The organism is Streptomyces tailanensis, assembly GCF_008386495.1.
Classification (GTDB): domain Bacteria; phylum Actinomycetota; class Actinomycetes; order Streptomycetales; family Streptomycetaceae; genus Streptomyces; species Streptomyces tailanensis.
Genome location: NZ_VTHJ01000015.1, coordinates 137,231 through 162,439 on the forward strand (window position 1 = coordinate 137,231; position 25,209 = coordinate 162,439).

Below are 25,209 nucleotides of genomic sequence, written 5' to 3' on the forward strand. Positions count from 1 at the left end.
CAACGGACTCAGATGCCGACCTTGATGCGCGTGAAGCGCTTCAGGGTGACACCGGCCTCGTCCAGGACCTTCTGGACCGACTTCTTGTTGTCCAGCGCGTACGGCTGGCCGAGCAGCGTGGCGTCCTTGAAGAAGCCGTTGAGGCGACCCTCGACGATCTTCGGCAGGGCGGCCTCGGGCTTGCCCTCGGCGCGGGTGGTCTCCTCGGCGACGCGGCGCTCGGACTCGACGACCTCGGCCGGCACGTCCTCCTTGGAGAGGTACTTCGGCGCGAAGGCGGCGATGTGCTGCGCGACACCCTTGGCGAGCTCGGCGTCGGCCTTGTCCAGCTCGACCAGGACACCGATCTGCGGGGGCAGGTCGGGCATGGTGCGGTGCATGTAGGCGAAGACGAAGCCGTCGGCGAACTGCGCGAAGCGGTCCAGGACGATCTTCTCGCCGAGGTTGGCGTTGGCCTCGTCGACGTACGCCTGGACGGTCTTGCCGGCCTCGATCTCGGAGGCGAGCAGGGCGTCGAGGTCGGCCGGGGAGGTCTTGGCGACGTGCTCGGCGATCGCGGCGGCGGCGGCCTGGAACTTCTCGCCCTTGGCGACGAAGTCCGTCTCGCACTTCAGCTCGACCAGGACACCGGAGGTGTTGTCGTCGGCGATGAGGGAGACCACGGCGCCGTTCTCGGCGGAGCGGCCCTCGCGCTTGGCGACGCCCTTCTGGCCCTTGATGCGCAGGGCCTCGACGGCCTTGTCGACGTTGCCCTCGGCCTCGTCCAGCGCCTTCTTGCAGTCCATCATGCCGGCGCCGGTGAGCTCGCGGAGCTTCTTGACGTCGGCGGCGGTGTAGTTCGCCATGATCTGTGAATCTCTTCTCGGAGTTCGAAGTCTCGAAGTCGGCGTCCGCCGCCGCGCGTAGGGCGGGCGCCCGCCGAAGATCTACGGGCTGTGGGTGAACGGCGGGTGGCGCGGTCGGCGCCACCCGCCGTCATGTCGACAGCCGTACGACCGTGAAGGTCAGGCCTGCTCGGCGTCCGCGGCCGGAGCCTCGGCGGCAGGGGCCTCGGCCTCGGCAGCGGCCTCAGCGGGGGCCTCAGCCGGAGCCTCGGCGGCAGCCGGAGCCTCAGCGGCGGCCGGGGCCTCCTCGGCCTTCTTCTCGCCCTCGAGCAGGTCGCGCTCCCACTCGGCCAGCGGCTCGCCCGCGGCCTTCTCGCCCTTGTCGCCGGTGGCGACGCCGGAGCGGGCGATAAGGCCCTCGGCGACGGCGTCGGCGATCACACGGGTGAGCAGGGTGACGGAGCGGATCGCGTCGTCGTTGCCCGGGATCTTGTAGTCGACCTCGTCGGGGTCGCAGTTGGTGTCGAGGATGGCGACGACCGGGATGTTGAGCTTCCGGGCCTCGCCGACCGCGATGTGCTCCTTCTTGGTGTCCACGATCCAGACGGCGCTGGGCACCTTCTGCATCTCGCGGATGCCGCCGAGGGTCTTCTCCAGCTTGGCCTTCTCACGCGAGAGGACCAGGAGCTCCTTCTTGGTCAGACCCGACGAGGCGACGTCCTCGAAGTCGATCTGCTCAAGCTCCTTGAGGCGCTGCAGACGCTTGTAGACGGTCGAGAAGTTGGTGAGCATGCCGCCCAGCCAGCGCTGGTTGACGTAGGGCATGCCGACACGGGTGGCCTGCTCGGCGATGGCCTCCTGCGCCTGCTTCTTCGTGCCGACGAACATGACCGTGCCGCCGTGGGCGACGGTCTCCTTGACGAACTCGTAGGCGCGGTCGATGTACGACAGCGACTGGAGCAGGTCGATGATGTAGATGCCGTTGCGCTCGGTGAAGATGAAGCGCTTCATCTTCGGGTTCCAGCGACGGGTCTGGTGACCGAAGTGGACGCCGCTTTCCAGCAGCTCCCGCATCGTGACGACGGCCATGGCCGTTCTCCTTGAATTTCTCGGTTGTGCCGCGAGAACCGGACGGCTCCCGCGCCTGACGCCCGCGATGCGCCGTTGCCACAAAGGACCGAGGGGCGCTGATACGGACCACGGAAGGGCCTCGTACCGGGGCGTGCGAAGTCGACCCGGTGACCCGGATCGCCACCAGAAGTGTACGGGACCCACGAGGCCCCGGGTGACGCCGATATCCACAACCGGCGAGTACTCCACAGATCCCGGCCACGATCAGGCCATCCGCGGGACGCTTCCCGCATGTCTGACGAGCGAACGAAACGACTGGTGTGGATGTGGTCGGCGCTGCTGCTGTGCCTTGTGACGCTGCTCCTGATCACTCCGGCGGCAGGAGCGGGTACGGGATCGGGTCTTCGGAACGCCGAGGAGCCGGTACCCGCCCTCGGGCGCGCTTGGCCCGTGGGCCTCCGCCCCCCAGTGGTCCACTCCTGGGACCCGCCACCCACCCCCTACGCCAGAGGCCACCGAGGCATCGACCTGTCCGCCCCCGCCGGCTCCCCGGTGCGAGCGGTCGCCCCCGGCCGCGTGTCCTTCGCCGGCCGCGTGGCAGGTCGAGGAGTCATCGCGATCGAACTGACCAACACGGGCGCCCCGCCCCTGCGCACGACCTACGAACCGGTACGGGCGTCCGTGAAGAAGGGCGACGAGGTAGCTGCGGGCGATGTCCTGGGCACCCTGGAAGCCTCCCCCTCCCACTGCCCGACGGCCTGCCTCCACTGGGGCCTACGCAGAGCGGACGCCTATCTGAACCCGCTGTCACTACTGCCCCCGTGGCTCCTGAGACGGGGCCCATCACGTCTACTGCCGCTGTCATAGCTGCGGGCAGTCGTGCCGCTGGGGCGATGGGGGTACCTCCCGCTCGAGCGAAGCCGAGAGTGGGGGAGGGTGGGCGCAGCGGCACCCGGCAGGCGCCGGTGAGCGAAACCCACCCCGAGCTCAGCCCAAGACGCCGGGCGCCTCAAAGCAAGGGGGCTCAGCCCCGCACACCTCGGAGGGCCATCGAAACCGCCGCATCGGTGATCGCGGAGGGATCCTCGGCGGCCCCCAACTCGATCCGCCGCACCGCCGCGTCCACAACGCCCTGCAACAACATCGCCGCCAACCGAGGCTCCGCATGCCCCAGCCCCCCGAGCGCCTCCACGATCATCGCGACGAGCCCACCATGCGCGGCTCGGATCTTCTCCCGAGCCCCGGCATCCAACTCACTCGCCGAGATCGCGACCACAGCCCGATGCCGCCGGTCCCCGACCAGCTCCAGCTGCTTACGGACGTACGCCTCGACCTTGTCCTCGGCCCGATCGACCGCCGCCATCGCCGCCTCGACCTCGGCCGCCCACACCGGGAAGTCGACCTCGCACAGCTCCTCGACCACGGCGGCCCGCGACCGGAAGTACTCGTACACGGACGACCGCGCCAGCCCCGTGCACTCAGCGAGCGCCGGGAACGTCAACGCCTCCGTCCCACCCTCGGACAACAAAGACCGAGCCGCGTCCAGCAGGGCGGCTCGCTGCATCGACCGGTGCTCGGCCACGGAGGCCGCTCGAATCCTTGGCACGTCAACCACTGTACGGACGGACCGCCGCTCACGGGAGACGCTTCCCCCGACCGGACCCACCAAGCACCGCCCAGCGCCACCGGGCGGCCCACATTCGGCCAGGTCAGACCGGATCAGCGGCCGAAACTCGCCAGCTTCGCCCGCAACTGCAGCACCGACTTGGTGTGGATCTGACTCACCCGGCTCTCGGTCACCCCCAGCACGTTCCCGATCTCGGCGAGCGTCAGCCCCTCGTAGTAGTACAGCGTGACGACGGTCTTTTCCCGCTCGGGCAGCGTGTTGATGGCCCGCGCCAGGAACCGCCGCAGCTCGCGGTCCTCGGCCACCTCGACCGGGTTGTCGGCGGCGGTGTCCTCCAGCGTGTCCATCAGACTGAGCCGGTCGCCGCCCTCTCCCCCGACGTGCAGCAACTCCTCCAGCGCCACCACATTGGCCAGCGACAACTGGCTGAAGACAGCGTGGAGTTCGTCGACCTGGATGCCCATCTCGGCGGCGACCTCGCCCTCGCTGGGAGTGCGTCTGAGCCGGGACTCCAGGGTCGCGTACGCCCGCTCCACGTTGCGGGCCTTCTGCCGCACCGAGCGGGGGATCCAGTCCAGCGCGCGCAGTTCGTCGATCATCGCGCCCCGGATCCGGGTGATCGCGTACGTCTCGAACTTGATCTCCCGGTCGATGTCGAACTTCTCGATCGCGTCGATGAGCCCGAAGACCCCGGAGGAGACGAAGTCCGCCTGCTCGACATTGGCCGGCAGGCCGACGCTCACCCGGCCCGCGACGTACTTCACCAGGGGTGAGTAGTGGAGGATCAACTGCTCGCGCAGCCGTTCGTCGCCCGTCGTCTTGTAGGTCCGCCACAGCTCGTCGAGTGTCGAGGGGGCGGGCGGGCGCACGGTGCCGCGAGCGGCGGAGGGTACCGCCGCCCGGTCAGACCCGGAGGTGTGCTGGGGCATTCGTCGCCTTGTGCCGTTCTGCCGTGAACTGGGAGTGCCTGAGTGAGCTGTCGATCTGATGTCGAGTTGCCTGTCCTGTGTCGGAATCCTCGTGAGCGTAGCGTGACTGGGGAGTCGCAGTGCGCGAAGAGCGAGGGATCGCCCGTGGGCAGATACGTTCCGCTGGCCGCCCGACGGTGTCACGACGGTCGCACTGTGTGATCGGCCCGGCACACGAACTGCTGGAAACCGCAAGGCCGTAGGCATTCCCCCGGACGGCCGAACACGCTCAGTCAACTTCGCCTCCGATCCGACGAAACGGAGATCATCGCCTGGCGTGTCAACTTCCAGCTGTCGCCATGTCGTTCGACGTAACCAAGTGATCGGAGTTCGTACAGTCTCCCGACCGCGTCGTCCTCGGTCGTCCCCGCACCCCGGGCGATCTCGTCGACCGCCGCGGTGCCCCGCCCCGGTAGCGCGGCGAGCACCTGCCGTGCGGCGGGTTCCAGCAGGTCACGCGGGAGCACAGGCCCGTGCCGGTCGGGCGCCAGCTCTCCCATGTCACCCACCAGCTCGACGACTTCGGCGGCGTCGGACACGAGCTCCGCGTCGCCCCGCAGAAGTTCGTGCACCCCTGCCGAGAGGGCCGAGGTCGCGGGCCCGGGCACCCCCATGGTGAACCGCCCCAACCGCTGCGCGGCCCGCGCCGTGACCAGCGCACCGCTGCGGTAGGCCGCCTCGACGACCACGGTGCCCCTGGTCAACGCGGCGATGACCCGATTCCGCAGGATGAACCGGCTCGGCGTCGGATGGTCCCCCGGCGGCAACTCCCCCACCACGAGCCCCTGTTCCGCGATCCTGCCGATCAGCTGGGCGTGCCCCCGCGGATAGGACTGGTCCACCCCGCAGGCCAGGACGGCCACGGTCGCGCCGCCGACCCCGAGCACCCCTCGGTGCGCGGCCCCGTCCACGCCGTACGCACCGCCGGACACGACCACCCACCCCCGCTCGGCGAGCCCCGCCGCCAGCGTGGCCGCCATATGGGCCCCGTACTCCGTGCAGGCCCGCGCCCCCACGACGGCCACGGACCGCAAGGCCCACATCCGCACATTGGCCTTCCCCCGAACCCACAGCCCCACAGGCCGCCCGTCCCCCAGATCATCAAGCTGCCCGGGCCACTCGGCGTCCCCGGGAACGAGGAATCGCGCACCGGATGCCTGAGCCTGGGCCAGATCCTTCTCCGGGTCGGCCCGCCCGGCGCGGGCACACAGCCCCGCCCACCGCTTCTCCGATGCCCCCGGCAGCGGTGGCCCGTGCCCCGAGCAGCGCCGCACCAGCTCCTGGACGCCGAGTTCCCGCAGCCACCGACCGCCGAGTTCGTCCCCGGGTTCGAGCACACGGGCGAGGAAGACCCGATCGAGCCGCTCGGCGTCCGACACACCCTCACCGGTCATCGTTCACCCACCACGGGGAGACTGAACGCCCACTTCATACCAGCGCCCCGATCGCCATCGGCACGCCCCGCGGAACACCAGTGCGAAGCTGCAGGGCCAGGTTGACATCGGTCGCGTCCGGGCGGTCGTGACCGACGAGATCGGCGATGGTCCACGCGACCCTCAGCACCCGATCCAGGCCGCGTGCGGTCAGTACGCCCCGCTCCAGACTCCGCTCGGCTTCGTCCATCGCGCCCGGCGCCGCGTGCCACCGGCTGCGCAGCTCGCGCCCCGGCACCTCGCTGTTCGTCCGCCACGGCATGCCCGCCAGCCGTACCGCCGCCCGCTCCCTGGCGGCTCGCACGCGGTCGGCCACCGTCACGGTGGACTCTCCCCGCGCATCACGCTGGGAGAGTTCTGAGCGCGTGACACGGTCGACCTCGACCCGGAGGTCGACCCGGTCCAGCAACGGCCCGGAGAGCCTCGCCTGATAGCGGCGGATCGAGGCGGGCGGGCACTCGCACAGGTCGTCCGTCCGCGAGAACCGGCCGCATGGGCACGGGTTGGCCGCCAGGACCATCAGGAACTTCGCCGGGAACCGGACGACCCCCGCGCTGCGCGCGATCACGACATGCCCCGCTTCCAGCGGCTGTCGGAGCGCGTCGAGCGCATGGCTGCCGAACTCGGGAGTCTCGTCGAGGCAGAGCACCCCTCGATGGGCGAGCGACACCGCGCCCGGCCGTGCGACGCCCTGACCGCCACCGACGAGGGCCTGCATGGTGGCCGAGTGGTGAGGGGCGCAGTAGGGCGCCACGTCGACCAGCGGTTTCCCCGCCGGGAGCAGGCCGGCGATCGAGTGGACGGCCGTGACCTCCAGCGACTCCTCCCTGCTCAGCCTCGGCAGGATGGCCGGCAGCCGCTCGGCCAGCATCGTCTTGCCCGCACCCGGCGGCCCCTCCAGGAAGAGGTGGTGGCCCCCGGCCGCGGCGACCTCCACCGCGGTCCGGGCCGCGAGCTGGCCGACGACATCGGCGAGATCGTGCCCCTGGTCCTGCTGTGCGGCTCCCGCGGTGTGCATGCCGGTGGCCGCTCCCGTGCCCGGCAGTCGCAGTCCGGCCATCAGCGGGTCCGGACGCCCCTCGTCGAGTTCCTCGTCCGGCACAGGTTCGTCCGCGAGGACAGCGATCAGCTGCCGCAGGGTGCGCACGCCCAGCACCGAGATGCCCGGCACCAGCGAGGCCTCCGCGGCCGCGCATTCAGGCACCACGACCTGCTCGTACCCCGCCTCGGCGGCGGCCAGCACCGCGGGCAGGATGCCGCGGACCGGCCGTACCCGCCCGTCGAGTCCCAACTCGCCGATCATCACGATGTCCGAGAGCACCCGTGGGTCGATGCGCTCGGAGGCGCCCAGGACCGCGCAGGCGACCGCGAGATCGAACCCGCTGCCCGCCTTGGGCACCGAGGCGGGGCTCAGTCCCACCGTCAGCTTCTTCTGTGGCCACTCGGCACCGGAATTGACCACCGCCGCCCTGACCCGGTCCCTGCTCTCCGTCAGGCTCTTGTCCGGCAGCCCCACCAGTGTGAACGCCGCGACGCCTGGTTCCAGGTCGGCCTGGACCTCGACGACGACGCCTTCCACGCCGACGAGGGCCACGGAGCACGTACGGGCGAATCCCATCAGGCCACCCCCCGTACGTGCTCGACGACGGGCGCGCCGCGGGTGGGCAGGAGGACTCCGACCACGTCGATGCGGACGCCGCCCGGCGGGGCCCCTCCGTGTTCCTGGAGCCAGCGTTCGGCGAGACCGCGCAGGCGTTCGACCTTTGTGGTCGTCACAGCCGCCATCGGGTGTTCGAACGGGCCGGCCCTGCGGGTCTTGACCTCGCAGACGACCAGCGCGTCCCCGTCCCGGGCCACGATGTCGATCTCACCGGTCCTGCCGCAGCGCCAGTTGCGCTCCAGGACCGTCATCCCGGCGTCGGCCAGCCGCCGTGCGGCCAGCTCCTCGCCGTACTTGCCGAGTGCACCTCTTGCGTTGCTCATGTCGGCACCACCTCCGGCGCCAACACTGAGGGCAACTCAGCCCGCTATTGGATCTTGGTGGACAGAGGGGCAATTGTGGATAACTTCGCCACCCACACGGATGACATCCACCACAGCCTCAGCTGCCCGGCAGCTCCAGATCGCTCTTGTTCAGCTCCTCGATGTTCACGTCCTTGAACGTGAGTACCCGTACCTGCTTCACGAACCGGGCCGGCCGATACATGTCCCACACCCAGGCGTCCGCCATGGACACCTCGAAGAACACCTCGCCCTGTACCGAGTGCACCTGCATCTCGTAGTCGTTGGTCAGGTAGAAGCGCCGCTCGGTCTCGATCACGTATTTGAACAGACCGACGACATCGCGGTACTCCCGGTAGAGCTTCAGCTCCATCTCGGTCTCGTACTTCTCGAGGTCCTCGGCGCTCATGGCATGTTCCCCTTCAGCCGTGCGATCCCCCCATTGTGCGCCAGCCCCGCAAGCCTTTAGACAATTTCGGTGTCAAGGACCACGGGCTTGGCCGGGGGACCTTCGTCGAGCAGTGTGCGCAGCAGTTCGGCGAGTCTGGTCGGGTACACCGTCTCATGCGTCCGGGCCAGTTCCCCGCACGTCCACCAGCGTGCTCCGGCGACGCTGCGTCGTTCCAGGTCCGTCAGGCGGGCCGCGCCCGGCACCGGCTGGTGCGTATCGGCGGTACGGGCCAGGTAGTACCACTCGTCCTGGTCCCAGCGCCGGCCGGCGAAGGGGAAGGAACACGTCCGCCGCCAGAGGACCAGGCCCAGCTCGACGTCCGTGATTCCGGTCTCCTCGGCGACCTCGCGCAGCGCGGCCTCCTCACGGGTCTCCGTGCCCTCCACACCACCGCCGGGGGTGAACCACCAGTCGTCCGCCGGATCGTCCGGTTCGTGCCCGTGCAACAGCAGGATGCGGTCCTGCGGATCCAGCAGGACCACCCGGGCCACCTTGCGCAGACCGCCCTCATAGGTGTCCTCGTACGGCGGCTCGGGCTCAGGCGACACGGGCCGGCTCCGACTGCTTGGGGCGGCCGCCGAGCCGCTTGGCGACGGGTCCGTAGGCGGCGCCGCCCAGGACGAGCACCATGCCCACGACGAGCGCGACGGTGATCAGCCGCAGCGGGCCGGGAGAGGAGAGCGCGCCGAGCTTCTCGAAGCCCGTGGGGCGGGCCAGCATGCCGTCCATGGGCCAGACGACGGCGTCCACGCGGGCGTCCACATTGCCGCGTGGCACCGTGCCCTGACCGGCCTCCGCGAGGTGGGCGGTGGAGTCCAGGGAGCCGCTGCGCTCATCGCCGAGAAGGAACAGCCGACCCTTGGGGACGGTGATCTCCGGGATGCCGCTCAGCTCGGCGTCCTCGCCCTCCGGCAGATAGGCCTCGTCGATCTTCTCGTCATTGACGGTGAGCTTGCCGTCGGTGCAGCAGGCGATCGTGTCGCCGCCGACCGCGACGACCCGCTTGACCATGGGCGCGTTGCCCCAGGTCTCCTCCCGGAAGACCACGACGTCACCGCGCTTGATGTCACCGCCGTCGATCCGCTCGGCGAGGATGCGGTCCCCGGAGGTGATGGTGGGGGCCATGGAGTCGGTCGGCACGGTGTAGGGCTGGTAGACGATCGCGCCCCACAGGAAGCCGCCCAGGAAGAGCACACAGCCGAGGGCCACGGCGATGCCCGACAGCGTGCTGCCGAGCCGTCCGTGGCCCTCGTCGGTACGACGTGTCGTCCCGCTCATCCCAATGCTCCCCCAGGTCGGAGATTCGACCGTCCGGGCCCGGTGCGGGCCGCCGGAAGATCGGCGATCTGGGACGGCACCCTACCCGGCGGTACCCGTGCCAGAAACCCTCGGGCCCTCCGCGACGAGAAGGCGGCGCCGGCGCCACAGCACCAGCGGAACCGCGCCCGCGAGGCCGAGCGCGCCGGGGGCGGCGGCGCTCAGGTTCTGGTCGAAGGTGTCGGGAACCGGCAGCGTGGACCAGCGGGTGGGCGGCCAGGCCACCACGATGGCGCGGCCCACGACCTTGCCCACGGGGACCATGCCGTCGTTCTTGTCGTTCTGGTGGTAGCGGGAGTCCAGCGAGTTCTGCCGGTGGTCACCCATGACCCAGATTTTGCCCTCGGGTACCGTCACCTTGAACTGGCCGCCGGTGTCGTCGACCGTGCACGGAGTGTTGCCCGGGTACACGTACGACTCCTCGTTGAGCGCCTTGCCGTTGACCTCGAGCGGGCCCGTGCCCTTGCACTCCACGGTGTCGCCGGCGACGCCGACGACGCGCTTGATGAGGTCCTTCTCGTCCGCGGACGGCATCAGACCGATCCAGCCGAGGACGCGCTGCACGGGGTTGGGCTCCAGGGTGGGCTCACCGTCCAGCCAGCCGGCCGGGTCATTGAAGACGACGACCTCGCCGCGCTCCGGCTCGGAGCCGAACCACGGGGTGAGCTTGTCGACCAGGACCCGGTCGCCCTGCTGCAGCGTGTTCTGCATCGAGTCCGACGGGATGGAGAACGCCTGCACCAGGAACGTCTTGATCAGCAGCGCGAGCACCAGCGCGATACCGATCAGGATCGGCAGTTCCTTCCAGAAGGAACGCTGCTTCTTCTTGGGCCTGTGTTCCTGGTCGCCGTCGTCGGCCGAGGCCTCGGGGTCGTGCCGACCGCCCTCGCTGCCCGCTCCGGCCGGGGAGTCACTCCCGGCGGATACGGATCCCTCTGAGTTCGCAGCGTTCACGGCGTCCTCTGTGGCCGGGGAACCCGCCTCGTCGGGCCGCTCCGGCCGTTCTTCTGAACCACCGTGTCCGGATCGTGCGCCGACCGCCAAATCCCCCACATCCACTCCTCACGCCGTACCGCCGCCCACGCCACAACCGGTGCAGGCCCACCACTCCCATAACGAGCGGGAGTTCCGCAGGGGTCGGGAGGGGGATCAATCCGTTTCGATCCGCGGAGGCCACCCTATGCGAAGCGCCGAGGGCCGTGGTCGTGCCGCTCGGCACGGCGGCGAACGTGTCCGGTTCCTCCAGCTGCCCCCAGTGGCCGACCGGCCAGGCGATCACCACGGCCCTGCCGACGACGGACTCCTCGGAGACCGTGCCCCCGTACTGGGCCGTGCTCGACGTGTCGTTCTGGTGGGCGCGCGAGTCCGCGGAGTTCTCCCGGTGGTCACCCATGACCCAGAGGCGGCCCTGGGGCACGGTCACCTCGAACGGCTGGATGGACGGCTTGTTGCCGGGGTGGAGGTAGGCCGACTCGTTCAGCGGCATGCCGTTGACGGTGACGAGGCCCTGGGCGTCACAGCACTTGACGGTGTCGCCGCCGACCGCGACGACCCGCTTGATCAGGTCCTTCTCGTCGTCCGACGGGAGCAGACCGATGAACTGCAGACCTTCCTTGATCTGCTTGATGACGATGGGGTCTTCCGCCGTGGTCGTCGTCTGTTCGTCCTCCAGCCAGCCGCCGGGGTCCTTGAAGACGACGACGTCCCCACGGGTCGGCTTGGAGCCGAACCAGGGGGTGAGCTTGTCGACCAGGACGCGGTCACCGATCTGGATCGTCTGCTCCATGGAACCCGACGGGATCACGAACGCCTGGACGAGGAAGGTCTTCAGGACGAGCGCGATGAGGACGGCGACACCGACCAGGAGCGGGATCTCCTTGACCGCCGAACGGCGGCGCCGCCGCTTGATCTTGCGGGCGAGCTTGCGCCGCTCCACCCGGCTCGGCCGGGCCGCGCCACCGGCCCGTCGGGTGCCGGTGGGCAGCAGAGTGTCAGCGGGAGAGCTGGGCGCCCCGCGGGGTTTGCCACGGTTACCCATGCGCACCGCCGACGGCGGGCACGCGCGCGTAGGCGTCGGGGCGGTCCAGCCGGGTCCAGTGGTCGGCGGGCCAGGCGATCCAGTCGGCCCGGCCGATCACGGAGTCGAGGGGGACCATGCCGCCACCGGGGGATCCCAAGTGGTCGCGGGAGTCGCTGGAGTCGCTGCGGTGGTCGCCGAGGACGAACAGGCGCCCTTGGGGCACGACCACGTCGAAAGGCACGTTCGACGGGCTGTCCTCCGGGTACAGAAACGACGACTCGTCGACCGACCGGCCGTTCACCTCAAGCCTCCCCTCCTGGTCGCAGCAGACCACCCGGTCTCCCCCCACACCGACAACGCGCTTGATGTAGTCGGCGTTCCCGAAGTAGCCGGTGCCGTCGAACACGACGACGTCACCCCGCTGCGGCTCAGAACCGAAACGGTACGCCAACTTATTTACGAGAACTCGGTCCCCGATCCTCAATGAGTTCTCCATGGAACTGCTGGGAATCTGGAACGGCTGCATCACGAAGTTGCTGAAGAGCGCCAGAAAAAGCAGGCAGATCAACACGGTCAGGGTGTAATGACCACCGGGGACCCGGTCGGCGGTTCTGCCCAGCAACACGAAACGCGACCGTCCCTCCGGCCGCTCTGTGTCCGAGATCTCCTCGGAGCGAGCCGAGGATGATGCCTGCTCGGCCTCAGAAGGGCGGGAGGAGCGGTCGCGCTCCATGTGCTGCTGTGCTTCGGTGTCCATCGGGGCCAGATCGTATCCGGCCCCGCTAGAACACCTGAGCGCGCGCTCAGTTGTCGCGCTTCTCCTTGATCTTCGCCGCCTTGCCGCGCAGCTCGCGCAGGTAGTACAGCTTGGCGCGACGGACGTCGCCGCGGGTGACGAGCTCGATCTTCTCGACGATCGGGGTGTGCACCGGGAAGGTGCGCTCGACGCCGACGGAGAACGAGACCTTGCGGACCGTGAAGGTCTCGCGGACACCGGCGCCCTGGCGGCGGATCACAACGCCCTTGAACTGCTGCACACGGGAGCGGTTGCCCTCGATGACGCGGACGTGGACGTTGACGGTGTCACCCGGGCGGAAGGCCGGGATGTCGCTGCGCAGCGACGCGGAGTCGACGGAGTCGAGCAGGTGAGACATTTCGTCTGCTTTCTTCGCCCATGCCACAGGTCATAGGCGGGAGCTAGGTGTTTCGAGAGGATGCTGTCCGGGTCGGGGCGGGCGTCGTGTCCCCCTGTGGCAGGGGCGCACGCCGGACGACGCACAACAGCGGTCTATTCTTCCACGCCGTCCAGTCGTCGCCAAAATCGGCCGTACGGCTCCCCTTCCGGTTCCGGGGCCCAGCCCAGGATGGAGAGCATCTCGCGGTCCTTCTTGTCGAAGGCCTTGGGGTCGCAACGCTCAATGAGGTCGGGCCGGTTGGCGGTCGTACGCTTCAGGGCCTCGTCCCGGCGCCAGCGCGCGATCTTGCCGTGGTGGCCGCTGAGCAGCACCTCCGGGATGTCACGGCCACGCCACTCGGGCGGCTTCGTGTAGACGGGGCCCTCCAGGAGGTTGGCCATGGCGCCGGATGCGAAGGAGTCGTCGCGGTGGGACTCGGCGTTGCCGAGGACACCGGGCAGCAGCCGCGCCACGGCTTCCGTGACGACGAGGACGGCCGCCTCTCCGCCCGCGAGCACGTAGTCGCCGATGGACACCTCGTAGACGGGCATCCGGGCGGCGTACTCGTCGATCACCCGGCGGTCGATGCCCTCGTAGCGCGCCGGTGTGAAGACCAGCCAGGGCCGCTCGGAGAGTTCGACGGCGAGTTCCTGCGTGAACGGACGGCCGCTGGGCGTGGGGACGATCAGGGTGGGCCGGCGGGCGTCCGTCTCATAGCCGTCGGCGAGGACGGAGTCCAGGGCGTCGCCCCAGGGCTCGGTCTTCATGACCATGCCCGGGCCACCGCCGTACGGCGTGTCGTCGACCGTGTGGTGCCGGTCGTACGTCCAGGAGCGCAGATCATGCACGTGCACATTCAGCTGTCCACGCGCGCGTGCCTTGCCGACGAGGGAGACGTTCAGGGGTTCGAGGTACTCGGGGAAGATCGTGACGACGTCGAGGCGCATCTCTTACAGCTCTTCCCTGTTGGAGGCGATCTCCACACGGTCGTCGATCAGGCCCGGCGGCGGAGCGATGACTGCCCTCTGCTCCTCCAGGTCGATCTCGGTGACGATCTCCTGGACGAACGGGATCATCACCTCGCTCCCGTCGGGCCGCTCGACGATGAAGAGGTCCTGGGAGGGCAGGTGCGAGATCTCGGTGATACGGCCGACTTCCACGCCATCAGCGGTGACGACGTCCAGGTCGATCAGCTGGTGGTCGTAGTACTCGTCCTCCTCCTCGGGCAGTTCGTCCGGGTCGATCTCGGCGATCAGGAGGGTGTTGCGGAGGGCTTCGGCGGCGTTGCGGTCCTTGACCCCTTCGAAGCGCAGCAGCAGCCGACCGCTGTGCACCCTGCCGGTTTCGATGGTGAGCGGGCCTGCCGAGGCGGGATCCGTGATGAGCACTGCGCCGGGCCCGAGCCGCAGTTCGGGCTCGTCGGTGCGGACCTCGACGCTGACCTCGCCCTTGATGCCGTGGGCGCGGCCGATCCGTGCGACTACGAGCTGCACTTTTCGAAGTTCTCCTGTCGTAACGACTACGGGCCGGGGACGGCCCAGAGGCCCTCCCCGGCCCGAGCCGGTGCTGCGATTGGCGTCAGCGGACGTGGTCCACGTCGACGAGGTCGACACGGACACCGCGGCCACCGATGGCGCCCACGACGGTGCGCAGGGCGCGGGCGGTACGGCCGTTGCGGCCGATCACCTTACCGAGGTCGTCGGGGTGGACCCGGACCTCGAGGACGCGCCCGCGACGCAGGTTGCGCGAGGCGACCTGTACGTCGTCGGGGTAGTCGACGATGCCCTTGACGAGGTGCTCGAGAGCCTCCTCGAGCATGCTCAGGCCTCGGTCGACTCGGACTCAGCGGCAGCCTCGTCCTTCTTCTCGGCCTTCTTCTTCTGGGTGATCGCCTCACCCTTGCCCTCGTCGTCGCCGCCGAGAGCCTCGAAGGACGGACGCGTGGACTTCGGCTCGGCGACAAGGAGCGGCGCCGGGGCGGCCTCGCCCTTGAACTTCTGCCAGTCGCCGGTCTTCTTCAGGATGGCGAGCACGGGCTCGGTCGGCTGCGCGCCGACACCCAGCCAGTACGCGACACGGTCCGCGTCGACCTCGATGACCGACGGGTTGTACGTCGGGTGGTACTTGCCGATCTCCTCGATCGCACGGCCGTCACGACGGGTACGGGAGTCGGCGACGACGATGCGGTAGTGAGGCGAACGGATCTTGCCCAGACGCTTCAGCTTGATCTTGACTGCCACGGGAGTGGGTTCTCCTGGATTTGACGTGGTTGGGCACGGCGAGAAAAGCCGCGTGGGGTTGCGGTACCCGAGTGCCCGATGGACGCGTCAGCCGGAGGAGAGAGGGGTCCTGTGCGGCTGTCGAGTACAGCTAGCCATTCTGCCACACCCTGCGGGTCACGCTTGCCGCGAGGGTGCACGCGGGCACGCCGAAACGCCCGCCCGCCCCAACTGCGGGCAGTCGTGCCGCTGGGGCGGCACGGGTGGGCGCAGCGGCACCCTGTCAGCGCCGATAAGCGAAACCCGCGGCCCGGCCAAGCCCGGCGCCGGGTGCCGCCGAACCCACCCTGCACTGCGTACCCATACGGCTCGCTGACGTACGGCTGCCACGAGCAGCCGTCTTCTCAGCTCGGCCCAGGGTCAGGCCGCGCCCACGACCTCCGGGATCCGGAACGGCTTTCCGCAGCCGCCGCAGACGATGGGGGCCTGGGCGAGTACGGACGGCACGACCCGGACGTTGCGGCCGCAGTCGCAGACGGCCTTGACGCGGACGCCGCCGCCGGAGGAGCCGTGGCGGGCGGCCGGGCCCCGGAAACTGCGGGCCGTGTCCGCGGAGGTCGCGGCCGTGTGGGCCTTGAGCGCGCGCTGCAGTCTGTCGATGGTCGGGCGGTAGCGACGCTTCGCCTCGGGGTTGAGCGTGACCAGCGAGAAGCCGCTGCTGGGGTGCGGTTCCTCGGGGTGGTCGAGGCCCAGTTCCTCGGCGATCGCGAGGAATCTGCGGTTGTGGTAGCGGCCGGCCCGGGAGGTGTCGCGGACTCCGCGAGCGGCGGCGATGCCGTGGACTGCTTCATGGAGCAGTCGCTCGAAGGAGAGTTCGTGCCCGCAGGCGGACGACGACTCCCCGATCAGGGACTCGGGAGCGGCAAGATCCGGCAGCTCGGGGTGGTACCGCTGAATGTCGGCCCACGCCTGCGCCAGTTCTGCGGCGAGAACAGGTGGTGTCTGTGTCGTGCTCACGTAATGACAACGAGCCGGAGTGCCCCTGTGTTCCGATTCCGGGCCATCCCAAATAATTTGCACGTACCCGTCAGTTGCCGCTAGTGCGTCCTGACGAGGGCGGGTGCGCTGATCTGCGGAGAAGCCTCACAGCTCCTCCCAAGGCGGTACGTAGTAACACGTACGCCCCGACGCGTAGACGGGGTCCGCGCGTCGGGGCACCTGTGGTCGTCAGATGCGCAAGGGGCGTTTCGGTCGCTCTCCCGACGGAACGGATCGCTCTAGTAAGCGCGCGCCACGACAGCGACGTTACCGGGTGCGTCATAGGAGTCGGGCACCGACCCGTCCTCGGCGACCAGACACCGTACGGTCACCGCGTGCTCCCCGAGCTTGGTCTCGCCATCCTCGCCGAGGGTGGACCAGGGGATTCGCGCCCAGCCGTCGGCCGTGGCGGCCTCGATCGCCTCGTCGATCGTCGACACCTCCGTCGTACGGGACTCGCGGCGCTCGCGCGACTGCGTCAGGAGCAGCGCCTGGTCCTCTTCGAGGATCGTCGGCAGCAACTCGACGAGGGAGTCCAGGTCCACCGGCTCCTTGCCGCCGGGGATACGGCGGGCGAGCATCGCGGTGCCGTTCTCCAGGTCACGGGGGCCGACCTCGATGCGTACGGGGACGCCCTTGAGTTCCCAGTCGACGGCTCGGCGGCCGAACGGGATGTCCGTGCGGTCGTCCACCCGGACGCGTACGCCCGCGGCCTTGAGCCGGTCGCCGAGCTCGCGGACCTTGGCCAGAACCGCGTCGTCACCCTTGATCGCGAGGACGACGGCCTGGACGTGCGCCAGCCGGGGCGGGACGCGCAGACCGTTGTCGTCGCCGTGCATCATCACCAGCGCGCCGATCATGCGCGTCGTGGAGCCCCAGGAGGTCTGCCAGACGAGCTCCTGCCTGCCTTCCTTGGACAGGTACTGGGTGTGGAAGGCCTTGGCGAAGTTCTGGCCCAGTTCATGGCTGGTGGCCATCTGGAGGGCCTTGCCGTCGCCCATCATGCCTTCGAGGGTGAGGGTGTTGATGGCGCCCGCGAAGCGCTCCTTGACCGTCTTGCGGCCGGGGACGACGTCCATCGCGAGGACGTTCACCATGAAGTCCTCGTAGACCTTCCGATGGATGTGCGCGGCGAAGTCGCGCGCCTCCTCGTACGTCGCGTGCGCCGTGTGGCCCTCCTGCCACAGGAACTCGCTCGTGCGGAGGAAGAGACGGGGCCGCAGCTCCCAACGGACCACGTTCGCCCACTGGTTGATCAGCAGCGGCAGGTCGCGGTAGCTCTGGATCCACTTCGAGAAGTAGTCGTTGATGATCATCTCGGAGGTGGGCCGGACCACCGCGGGCTCTTCGAGGTCCTTGCCGCCGCCGTGCGTCACGACCGCCAGCTCGGGCGCGAAGCCCTCGACGTGCTCGGCCTCCCTGGTCAGGTACGACTGCGGGATCAGGAGGGGGAAGTACGCGTTCTGCGTGCCCGTCTCCTTGATCCGGGCGTCCATCTCCTGCTGCATCCGCTCCCAGATCCCGTACCCGTACGGTCGGATGACCATGGTGCCGCGCACCGGCCCGTTGTCGGCCAGTTCGGCCTTGGTGATCAGGTCCTGGTACCAGCGCGGGAAGTCGTCCGCCCGGGGCGTGAGAACGGGTGCTTTTGCCATGGCGCGATGCTACGGGGCCACGTTGCGGGAATGTGAATTCTTTTGCCTGCGCACAGACAGCTCACAAGCCGGTGTCCGAGACCTCTGGACGGCGCGCCGGGCGCGGAGTTACCTGACATACGGGGGGAGTGCGAGCGCACTGCCACGGGGGCCCAGACAACGGGCACAGCGGCAACTCTCGGCGGATTGGGGCGCTTTCATATGACACCTACGCTCGTGCGGCAGCGACTGCCTCGCGCGGGAGCGACACCTCGCGTGGACCAGTGCACACGCGCGCGTGACTGGGCCGAGATTCAGGAACGGATGCTGGTTCCGCTCTACGAGGCGGTCTACCGGCGGCTCGACGTGGGCGCCGGTACACGGCTGCTCGGCCTCGGCTGCGGATCGGGGCTGGCGCTGCTGATGGCGGCGTCGCGGGGCGCCTCGGTCACCGGAGTGGACACGTCCTCACCCGAACGGATGACGCTCGCTCGGGAGCGTCTGCTGCCGGAAGGATGGGGTACACGCGCGCGGGCCGACGCCCGGGTCGTCGACGGCACCCCAGAGGACGCGGCCGCCGCCCCCGGCGACCCGCGGTACAACCTGGTGACCGCCTTCGAGCCGATCGGCTGCCTGGCCGGGGACTCCGAAGGCCTGGGCGACCTGCTCGCCACCGCGACCCCGCTCGCGGAACGCGGCACCCCCGTGGTCCTCGCCGGCTGGGGTCCACCGGAACGCTGCGCCACGTCCGCCGTGCTCCGCGTGGCGGCGAAACTCACCGATCCCCTGCGCAGTACGGGGAGTTGGCGCCCCGCCCTGCGGGACGACCTCGAAGAGGTCGCCCAGCGGGCCGGTCTGCGGCCGGACGGCTCCGGACGCGTGGCCTGCCCCTTCGGATACGCCGACGTGGACAACGCCGTACGGGGACTGCTGTCGACCGGCTTGTTCGACGCGGCGATCGCGGCCACCGACCAGGCCCAGGTCGACAAGGAACTGACCGAAGCCCTGCACCCGCACCGGCGCCGGGACGGCACGGTGTGGATGCCGAACGTGTTCCGCTATCTGATCGCGCGGACGCCCTGAGACCACGCAGGCGCGATGCCGACACCACGCCCGTGCCGTCCGCGCACGGCACGGGCGCCGCAACACCTCTTGAACCGTCAGCCCATGAACTTCTTGAACTCGTCCGGCAGCTCGAAGTCCTGACCGCCCTGCTGGCCCGGCAGGCCGAACGCGCCGCCCTCGGCTGCGGCGGCCCGGCGGGCGGCCTCCTCCTGCTCCTGCTGCTTGCGCTTCATCGGGTTGCCGGAGCGCTGCTTTCCCTTGGCCTTCTTCGGCTGCTTCTTCGTACGGCCGGGACCGCCACCCATGCCCGGCATGCCGGGCATCCCGGGCATGCCGCCGCCCTGGGCCATGCGGGACATCATCTTGCGGGCCTCGAAGAACCGCTCGACCAAGTTCTTCACCGCGCTGACCTCGACGCCGGAACCCTTGGCGATACGGGCGCGGCGCGAGCCGTTGATGATCGTCGGCTCCTGGCGCTCGCCCGGGGTCATCGACTTGATGATCGCGGCGGTGCGGTCGACGTCCCGCTCGTCGAGGTTGTTGATCTGGTCCTTGATCTGCCCCATGCCGGGCAGCATCCCGAGCAGCTTGGAGATGGACCCCATCTTCCTGACCTGCTCCATCTGGGCCAGGAAGTCGTCGAGCGTGAAGTCCTGACCCTTCTTGGACGCCAGCTTGGAGGCCATCTTCTGGGCCTCTTCCTGGCTGAAGGTCTTCTCCGCCTGCTCGATCAGGGTGAGCAGGTCACCCATGTCGAGGATGCGCGAGGCCATCCGGTCCGGGTGGAACGCGTCGAAGTCGTCGAGCTTCTCGCCGTTCGACGCGAACATGATCGGCTTGCCGGTGATCTGCCGGATCGACAGGGCCGCACCACCGCGGGCGTCACCGTCGAGCTTGGACAGCACGACACCGTCGAAGCCGACGCCGTCGCGGAAGGCCTCGGCCGTGTTGACCGCGTCCTGACCGATCATCGCGTCGACGACGAAAAGAATCTCGTCGGGCGAGACGGCGTCCCTGATGTCCGCCGCCTGCTGCATCATCTCCTGATCGATACCGAGGCGACCGGCCGTGTCGACGACCACGATGTCGTGGACCTTCGACTTCGCGAACTCGATGGAGTCCTTGGCGACCTTGACCGGGTCACCGACGCCGTTGCCCGGCTCGGGGGCGTAGACCGCGACGCCCGCGCGCTCGGCGACCACGCTGAGCTGGTTGACCGCGTTCGGACGCTGGAGGTCACAGGCGACCAGCAGCGGCGAGTGGCCCTGCTCCTGCAGCCACTTGCCGAGCTTGCCCGCGAGGGTCGTCTTACCGGCACCCTGGAGACCGGCCAGCATGATCACGGTGGGGGGCTGCTTGGCGAAGCGGAGACGGCGGGTTTCGCCACCGAGGATGGTGACGAGCTCCTCGTTGACGACCTTGAGGACCTGCTGGGCGGGGTTCAGCGCCCGCGAGACTTCGGCCCCGAGCGCGCGTTCCTTGACGTTCTTGATGAAGCCCCGGACGACCGGGAGGGCCACATCCGCTTCGAGGAGCGCGATGCGGATTTCGCGAGCCGTGGCGTCGATGTCCGCCTCGCTGAGGCGCCCCTTGCCGCGCAGGTTCTTGAAAGTCGCTGAGAGGCGATCGGAGAGCGTATCGAACACGGCGGTGTCGGTCCTCGGAGTCGGGGGCAGTCTGGATTGCCCTCCAGGGTATCTGTCTGGGTGTGGTTGGGTCTCCACCCTGTGGACAACAGAGACGGAGCCCACGGGTACGGGACCGACAAGGCCCGGTACCCGTCGTCCCCGTATCGCCGTGCTCAGCCGCGCAGCGTCTCCTCCAGCTTGCGTGCCACGGCCGCCGCCTCGTCGCCCGGCAGCGGAGTCCCCTTCGGTCCGGTCACGTAGAAGGCGTCCACGGCGTTGGCGCCCAGCGTGCTGACGTGTGCGCTGCGCACCCGTACGCTCGCGTCCTCCAGGGCCCGTCCGATGCGGTGCAGCAGACCGGGGGCGTCCTGGGCGCGCACCTCGATGACCGTGGCGTGCCGGGAGGCGGCCGCGGCCACCGTGACGCGCGGCGGGGGCGCGACCACGCCCCGGCGCCTCGGATAAGCCGCGTCACGCTCCGCCAACCGCCCCGCGATGTCCAGCGAGCCGTCCAACGCCCGCACCAGATCAGCCCGCAGCCGGGCCGCCTGCGGCAGCGAGCCGTACTCGGCGGCCACCCGCCAGTTCAGCAGCAGGACGGAGCCCTCGACGCCGTCCGGCAGGTCGAGCGCGCTCAGCTCCGCCGTGCGCACGGTGAGCCGGTGCATGGCGAGGACGCCGGCGACGGCGGGCAGCACGCCGGCCTGGTCGGGTACGGCGATGAGGAGCTCCACACCGAGCGGCTCCGGGTCGGCCTTCTCGTCCTTCTCCTCGGCGGCCGCCTCCGTCTGCGCGCGCAGCGACAGCACCGGCCCTCCCGTACGGAACGCCTCGATGGCGAGCCGCTCCTCCTCGGCGCTGGGCACGGCGGGCTCGGGCTCCTCGGGGGCGTCCCCGGCGAACACCGCGGCGACCCGCTTGACCAGCTCGGACACGAGGGAGGCCCGCCATGAGGACCAGGCGGCGGGCCCGGTGGCCAGCGCGTCCGACTCGGTGAGCGCGTGCAGCAGCTCCAGCGTCCCCGGCGAACCGACCGCCTCCGCCACCGACCGTACGGTGGCCGGGTCCTCCAGGTCGCGGCGCGTGGCCGTGTCGACGAGCAGCAGATGATGCCGTACGAGCGTGGCGATCACCGCCACGTCCTCGCGGTCGAAGCCGATCCTGGCCGCCACGTCCTTGGCGATGATCTCGCCCGCCACGGAGTGGTCGCCGGGCCAGCCCTTGCCGATGTCGTGCAGTAGCGCGGCGACGAGGAGCAGGTCCGGCCGGTGGACCCGGCGGGTCAGCTCGGAGGCGCGGACGGCGGTCTCGATGAGGTGCCGGTCGACGGTCCAGATGTGCACGGCGTTGCGCTGCGGACGGCAGCGAACCCGCTCCCAGTCGGGCAGCAGCCGGGTGATGACCCCCTCGGCCTCCAGCGCCTCCCAGACGTCCACGGTCGGCCGCCCGGACCCCAGCAGGGTGACGAGCTGTTCGCGGGCCTCGGCAGGCCAGGGCGTCGGCAGTGGCCGGGCGGCGGCCGCGAGGCGGCGTACGGCGTGCAGGGACAACGGGAGTCCGGCCTGGGCGGCAGCGGCGGCGGCGCGCAGCGGCAGCACCGGGTCCCGCTCGGGCCGGGCGGCGCGCGCGAGCACGGCCTCGCCGTCCTGCTCCACCACGCCCTCGGCCAGCGGCGAGCGCTCGGGGGCCGGCTTGCCTCCGCCGAGCATGGCGCGCAGCCGGGGCCGCACGGCGCGCGATCGCAGCACGCGCCCCACTTCACGCCAGGTGACGTCACTGGCGTACGAGATGACCCGCGCGGCCTCGTACACCTGGCGAAGCAGTGTGTCGGCGTCCAGCAGGCCGAGCTCGGCGGCGACCTGGTCCTGTTCCTGGAGCGCGAGCCGGTCGGTGGCACGCCCGGTGGTGAGGTGGAGGGCGTCGCGTACGTCGAGGAGTCGGCGGCGGGCGTCGGCGAGCCCCTCGCGCGGGGCGTCGGCGAGCCAGGAGGCGGCGACGGCCCGCAGAGCGGTGGCGTCGCGCAGCCCGCCCCGGGCCTCCTTCAGGTCGGGCTCAAGGAGGTACTGCAGTTCACCTTGCCGCTCGGCCCGCTCGGCGCACAGCTCCTGGAGTTCCGGGAGGCGTTTGGGTGCCTGGTTGCGCCAGTCGGCGAGGACGGCGGTGCGCAGTCCGGCGGTCAGGCCCAGGTCTCCGGCGAGGTGCCGGGCGTCCAGCAGCCCCAGGTGCGCCTTGAGGTCCTCGCTCGCGGTCTTGCGGGCCTCGGCGGGGGTGCGGACGGAGTGGTCCAGGGCGAGCCCCAGGTCCCAGATGGGGTACCAGATGCGGTCGGCGAGGGCGGCCACGGCCTCCTCGTCGGTCCCATCGTGCAGGAGCAGCAGATCGAGATCGCTGCGCGGCGACAGCTCACCGCGCCCGTACCCCCCGACGGCGATCAGTGACACCCCGCGCAGTTCCGAGGCCCCGGCGCCGAAGAGGCCCGCGAGCCAGTCGTCCGTGAGCTCGGCGAGGGCGGCACGGCGCGGCGGCCCGGACTGCGCCCCCTCCTGGAGGAGGTGCAGCCGGGCCGCCGCGTAGCCGCTGGGTCCCGAGTCCTCTGCTTGCGTACGTGCGTCCGTACTCGTCACCCAGCGACTCCTGTTCTTCTGTTCGGTCAGAGCGCGTCCGGGCCGCGCTCACCGGTCCGGACCCGTACGGCCGCCTCGACCGGGATCGACCAGACCTTGCCGTCACCGATCTTGCCGGTGCGGGCGGCCTTGACGATGACGTCGATCAGTTGCTCGGCGTCGTCGTCCTCGGCCAGCACCTCGATACGGATCTTGGGGACCAGGTCCACCGTGTACTCGGCGCCGCGGTACACCTCGGTGTGCCCGCGCTGCCGACCGTACCCACTGGCCTCGGTGACCGTAAGACCGTGCACCCCGAAGGCCTGCAGTGCTTCCTTGATCTCGTCGAGCCGGTGCGGCTTGACGACCGCGGTGATCAGCTTCATGCCTCGACCTTCTTGCTAACAGGGGCAGCGACGCTGCTCGTCGTGGAGGAGATGTGCGACTGGGTCGCCGAGGTGAAGTCGTAAGCGGTCTCGGCGTGCATGGCCTGGTCGACACCGGAGACCTCGTCCTCCTCGGAGGCGCGGAAGCCGATCGTCTTCTGGATGACGAAGGCGATGATCCAGGTCACCACGAAGGTGTAGCCCATGACGGAGAAGGCACCGGTGGCCTGCTTGCCGAACTGGTCGAGGCCGCCCACGCCGTCGGTGGCGAGGAAGCCGACCATCAGGGTGCCGAGGACACCGCCGACCAGGTGGACGCCGACGACGTCCAGGGAGTCGTCGTAGCCGAGTTTGTACTTGAGGCTGACGGCCCAGGAGCAGACCGCGCCGGCGACGATGCCGATCAGGATGGCGCCGAAGGCGTTGACGTGACCGCCGGACGGGGTGATCGCGACGAGGCCGGCGACGGCGCCGGAGCAGGCACCGAGGGTGGTGAACGCGCCGTGACGGATGCGCTCGTAGATCAGCCAGCCGATGATGGCCGCGGCGGTCGCGATCTGCGTGTTGATCGCCATCCGGGCGGTCGTGCCGTCGACACCGAGCCAGGAACCGGCGTTGAAGCCGAACCAGCCGAACCACAGCAGAGCGGTGCCGATCATGACCAGCGGCAGGCTGTGCGGCCGCATCGGGTCCTTCTTGAAGCCGATCCGCTTGCCCACGACGAGGACCGCGGCGAGCGCGCCGATACCGGCGTTGATGTGGACCGCGGTACCACCGGCGAAGTCGATGACGCCCATCTCGAAGAGCCAGCCGCCGGGCGCCCACACCCAGTGCGCGACCGGGAAGTACACCAGGGTGACCCAGAGGGCGACGAAGATCATCCAGGCGCCGAACTTCACGCGGTCGGCGAGCGCGCCGCTCATGAGGGCCGGGGTGATGACCGCGAACAGCATCTGGAAGAGGATGAAGGCGAACGCGGCGATCTTGTGCGGCTCGTCGTTCGCGCCGAGGACGAAGCTGTCAGCCGTGCTCGCGATGTCGATGCCCTTGAGGCCGATCGCGTCCAGGTTGCCGATGAACCCGCCCGCGTCACCACTGAACGCGAGGGAGTATCCGTACAGCACCCACAGGATGCTGACGATGCCCAGCGAGATGAAGGACATCATCAGCATGTTCAGCACGCTCTTCGCCCGGACCATGCCGCCGTAGAAGAGCGCCAGGCCCGGCGTCATCACCATGACGAGCGCCGCGCTGATCAATACGAATCCGGTATCTGTGCCGTTCAATGCCGGTATCTCCTCGTGGTCGGAACGGCCCGTGCGGATGCTGAAGCTTGGGGGAGCTCTCGGGGAGGGCCGACTGTGCTCAGGAGATTGGCGCAGCACCGTTTCACAGGGAGATTGGAAATGTTTCCCGGACGTGACGAAGGCTCGTGTCGCGTTACAGACAGGTGAAACGTGGGTCACGGAGGATTCGCCATACCTGGGGCCTCGTCCCTGTGGGCCCGGTGGCGGATAACGGTTTCGTATCCGATGGAACTCTCGGGTGGAGGTCGACTTTCTTGATGGAAATGAGCCGACCACGGCGGGCCATCCGATGACCTGGCATGGGGGAGCCGAGTCGGGCAGTTAGGGATGGCCGGCCGCGGCCGGGGTCGAGCGGGCCCGCGGGGATCAGCAGCCTCCTAGGGCCTGTTCTGAGTTGAGATCACGGGATCGGTCATTCCCGCTTCAGGAGGGCGCTGGCTGC

General features: G+C 69.6%; 26 protein-coding genes. 2 read left to right on the forward strand and 24 right to left on the reverse strand.

The genetic code is table 11. From position 1 onward, the window contains the following. Positions 1-8: 8 nt before the first annotated feature. Together tsf and rpsB are read right to left on the reverse strand one after the other, a co-directional pair. On the reverse strand, positions 9-845 hold the full coding sequence (gene tsf / locus F3T56_RS15090; RefSeq protein ID WP_149825704.1) for a translation elongation factor Ts: 837 nt from the start codon (positions 843-845) through the stop codon (positions 9-11). A 159-nt stretch (positions 846-1,004) separates the two neighbouring features. Beyond that, positions 1,005-1,913, reverse strand: coding sequence for a 30S ribosomal protein S2 (gene rpsB, locus F3T56_RS15095; protein WP_149825705.1), 909 nt, complete (start codon positions 1,911-1,913; stop codon positions 1,005-1,007). 273 nt (positions 1,914-2,186) lie between these two features. Here rpsB and F3T56_RS15100 point away from each other — a divergent pair, with 273 nt between their 5' ends. After that, entirely contained in the window at positions 2,187-2,762 is a 576-nt protein-coding gene (locus F3T56_RS15100) for a M23 family metallopeptidase (protein ID WP_149825706.1), read from the forward strand. Between the two features lie 157 nt (positions 2,763-2,919). Here F3T56_RS15100 and F3T56_RS15105 read toward each other — a convergent pair whose 3' ends face one another. The 18 genes from F3T56_RS15105 to proS all read right to left on the reverse strand — a co-directional run bounded on the left by F3T56_RS15105 (position 2,920) and on the right by proS (position 17,799). Next, complete coding sequence (locus F3T56_RS15105) at positions 2,920-3,477, reverse strand: TetR/AcrR family transcriptional regulator (RefSeq protein ID WP_149825734.1); 558 nt, start codon at positions 3,475-3,477, stop codon at positions 2,920-2,922. Between the two features lie 137 nt (positions 3,478-3,614). Then, positions 3,615-4,451: an RNA polymerase sigma factor WhiG gene (gene whiG / locus F3T56_RS15110; protein ID WP_149825707.1), complete on the reverse strand. Its 837-nt coding sequence runs from the start codon at positions 4,449-4,451 to the stop codon at positions 3,615-3,617. 272 nt (positions 4,452-4,723) lie between these two features. Then, positions 4,724-5,884: a DNA-processing protein DprA gene (gene dprA, locus F3T56_RS15115; RefSeq protein WP_149825708.1), complete on the reverse strand. Its 1,161-nt coding sequence runs from the start codon at positions 5,882-5,884 to the stop codon at positions 4,724-4,726. A gap of 34 nt (positions 5,885-5,918) precedes the next feature. After that, the gene (locus F3T56_RS15120; RefSeq protein ID WP_149825709.1) at positions 5,919-7,541 is read right to left on the reverse strand and encodes a YifB family Mg chelatase-like AAA ATPase; all 1,623 of its coding nucleotides are present in this window, start codon (positions 7,539-7,541) and stop codon (positions 5,919-5,921) included. Beyond that, complete coding sequence (locus F3T56_RS15125) at positions 7,541-7,906, reverse strand: YraN family protein (RefSeq protein ID WP_149825710.1); 366 nt, start codon at positions 7,904-7,906, stop codon at positions 7,541-7,543. The genes F3T56_RS15120 and F3T56_RS15125 overlap by 1 nt, the downstream gene beginning before the upstream one ends. A gap of 118 nt (positions 7,907-8,024) precedes the next feature. Next, positions 8,025-8,333 (reverse strand): DUF2469 domain-containing protein, encoded by a 309-nt coding sequence (locus tag F3T56_RS15130; protein WP_005311352.1) that lies wholly within the window; start codon positions 8,331-8,333, stop codon positions 8,025-8,027. A gap of 56 nt (positions 8,334-8,389) precedes the next feature. Beyond that, positions 8,390-8,923 carry an NUDIX hydrolase gene (locus F3T56_RS15135; protein WP_149825711.1) on the reverse strand — a complete coding sequence of 178 codons (534 nt, stop codon included), beginning with the start codon at positions 8,921-8,923 and terminating at the stop codon, positions 8,390-8,392. Further along, positions 8,913-9,653 carry a signal peptidase I gene (gene lepB / locus F3T56_RS15140; protein ID WP_149825712.1) on the reverse strand — a complete coding sequence of 247 codons (741 nt, stop codon included), beginning with the start codon at positions 9,651-9,653 and terminating at the stop codon, positions 8,913-8,915. Before lepB (F3T56_RS15140) ends, F3T56_RS15135 begins: the two co-directional genes overlap by 11 nt. Before the next feature lie 81 nt (positions 9,654-9,734). Beyond that, positions 9,735-10,646, reverse strand: coding sequence for a signal peptidase I (gene lepB / locus F3T56_RS15145; protein WP_149825713.1), 912 nt, complete (start codon positions 10,644-10,646; stop codon positions 9,735-9,737). After that, on the reverse strand, positions 10,603-11,730 hold the full coding sequence (gene lepB / locus F3T56_RS15150) for a signal peptidase I (RefSeq protein WP_149825714.1): 1,128 nt from the start codon (positions 11,728-11,730) through the stop codon (positions 10,603-10,605). The genes lepB (F3T56_RS15145) and lepB (F3T56_RS15150) overlap by 44 nt, the downstream gene beginning before the upstream one ends. Then, a complete protein-coding gene (lepB, locus tag F3T56_RS15155; RefSeq protein WP_149825715.1) occupies positions 11,723-12,469 on the reverse strand; it encodes a signal peptidase I in 747 nt (248 codons plus the stop codon). The genes lepB (F3T56_RS15150) and lepB (F3T56_RS15155) overlap by 8 nt, the downstream gene beginning before the upstream one ends. A gap of 46 nt (positions 12,470-12,515) precedes the next feature. Then, on the reverse strand, positions 12,516-12,866 hold the full coding sequence (gene rplS / locus F3T56_RS15160) for a 50S ribosomal protein L19 (RefSeq protein WP_013000407.1): 351 nt from the start codon (positions 12,864-12,866) through the stop codon (positions 12,516-12,518). 134 nt (positions 12,867-13,000) lie between these two features. Next, positions 13,001-13,834 (reverse strand): tRNA (guanosine(37)-N1)-methyltransferase TrmD, encoded by an 834-nt coding sequence (gene trmD, locus F3T56_RS15165; RefSeq protein WP_149825716.1) that lies wholly within the window; start codon positions 13,832-13,834, stop codon positions 13,001-13,003. Positions 13,835-13,837: 3 nt separating this feature from the next. Then, positions 13,838-14,380 carry a ribosome maturation factor RimM gene (rimM, locus tag F3T56_RS15170; protein WP_149825717.1) on the reverse strand — a complete coding sequence of 181 codons (543 nt, stop codon included), beginning with the start codon at positions 14,378-14,380 and terminating at the stop codon, positions 13,838-13,840. A gap of 85 nt (positions 14,381-14,465) precedes the next feature. Then, positions 14,466-14,705, reverse strand: a complete 240-nt coding sequence (locus F3T56_RS15175) for an RNA-binding protein (protein ID WP_033526925.1) — start codon at positions 14,703-14,705, stop codon at positions 14,466-14,468. 2 nt (positions 14,706-14,707) lie between these two features. Then, positions 14,708-15,127 carry a 30S ribosomal protein S16 gene (rpsP, locus tag F3T56_RS15180; RefSeq protein WP_149825718.1) on the reverse strand — a complete coding sequence of 140 codons (420 nt, stop codon included), beginning with the start codon at positions 15,125-15,127 and terminating at the stop codon, positions 14,708-14,710. Between the two features lie 399 nt (positions 15,128-15,526). Further along, positions 15,527-16,123: a hypothetical protein gene (locus F3T56_RS15185; RefSeq protein ID WP_149825719.1), complete on the reverse strand. Its 597-nt coding sequence runs from the start codon at positions 16,121-16,123 to the stop codon at positions 15,527-15,529. Positions 16,124-16,383: 260 nt separating this feature from the next. Beyond that, complete coding sequence (proS, locus tag F3T56_RS15190; protein WP_149825720.1) at positions 16,384-17,799, reverse strand: proline--tRNA ligase; 1,416 nt, start codon at positions 17,797-17,799, stop codon at positions 16,384-16,386. Between the two features lie 201 nt (positions 17,800-18,000). Here proS and F3T56_RS15195 point away from each other — a divergent pair, with 201 nt between their 5' ends. Then, the gene (locus F3T56_RS15195; RefSeq protein WP_172638957.1) at positions 18,001-18,861 is read left to right on the forward strand and encodes a class I SAM-dependent methyltransferase; all 861 of its coding nucleotides are present in this window, start codon (positions 18,001-18,003) and stop codon (positions 18,859-18,861) included. Between the two features lie 77 nt (positions 18,862-18,938). On the opposite strand, the gene ffh is transcribed toward F3T56_RS15195, so the two are convergent. The 4 genes from ffh to F3T56_RS15215 form a co-directional block, all read right to left on the reverse strand. Next, positions 18,939-20,489, reverse strand: a complete 1,551-nt coding sequence (ffh, locus tag F3T56_RS15200; protein ID WP_149825721.1) for a signal recognition particle protein — start codon at positions 20,487-20,489, stop codon at positions 18,939-18,941. Between the two features lie 155 nt (positions 20,490-20,644). After that, positions 20,645-23,095 carry a [protein-PII] uridylyltransferase gene (locus F3T56_RS15205; protein ID WP_149825722.1) on the reverse strand — a complete coding sequence of 817 codons (2,451 nt, stop codon included), beginning with the start codon at positions 23,093-23,095 and terminating at the stop codon, positions 20,645-20,647. Between the two features lie 26 nt (positions 23,096-23,121). Next, positions 23,122-23,460: a P-II family nitrogen regulator gene (locus tag F3T56_RS15210; RefSeq protein WP_149825723.1), complete on the reverse strand. Its 339-nt coding sequence runs from the start codon at positions 23,458-23,460 to the stop codon at positions 23,122-23,124. Then, the gene (locus F3T56_RS15215) at positions 23,457-24,746 is read right to left on the reverse strand and encodes an ammonium transporter (RefSeq protein ID WP_149825724.1); all 1,290 of its coding nucleotides are present in this window, start codon (positions 24,744-24,746) and stop codon (positions 23,457-23,459) included. Before F3T56_RS15215 ends, F3T56_RS15210 begins: the two co-directional genes overlap by 4 nt. Positions 24,747-25,209 lie beyond the last annotated feature (463 nt).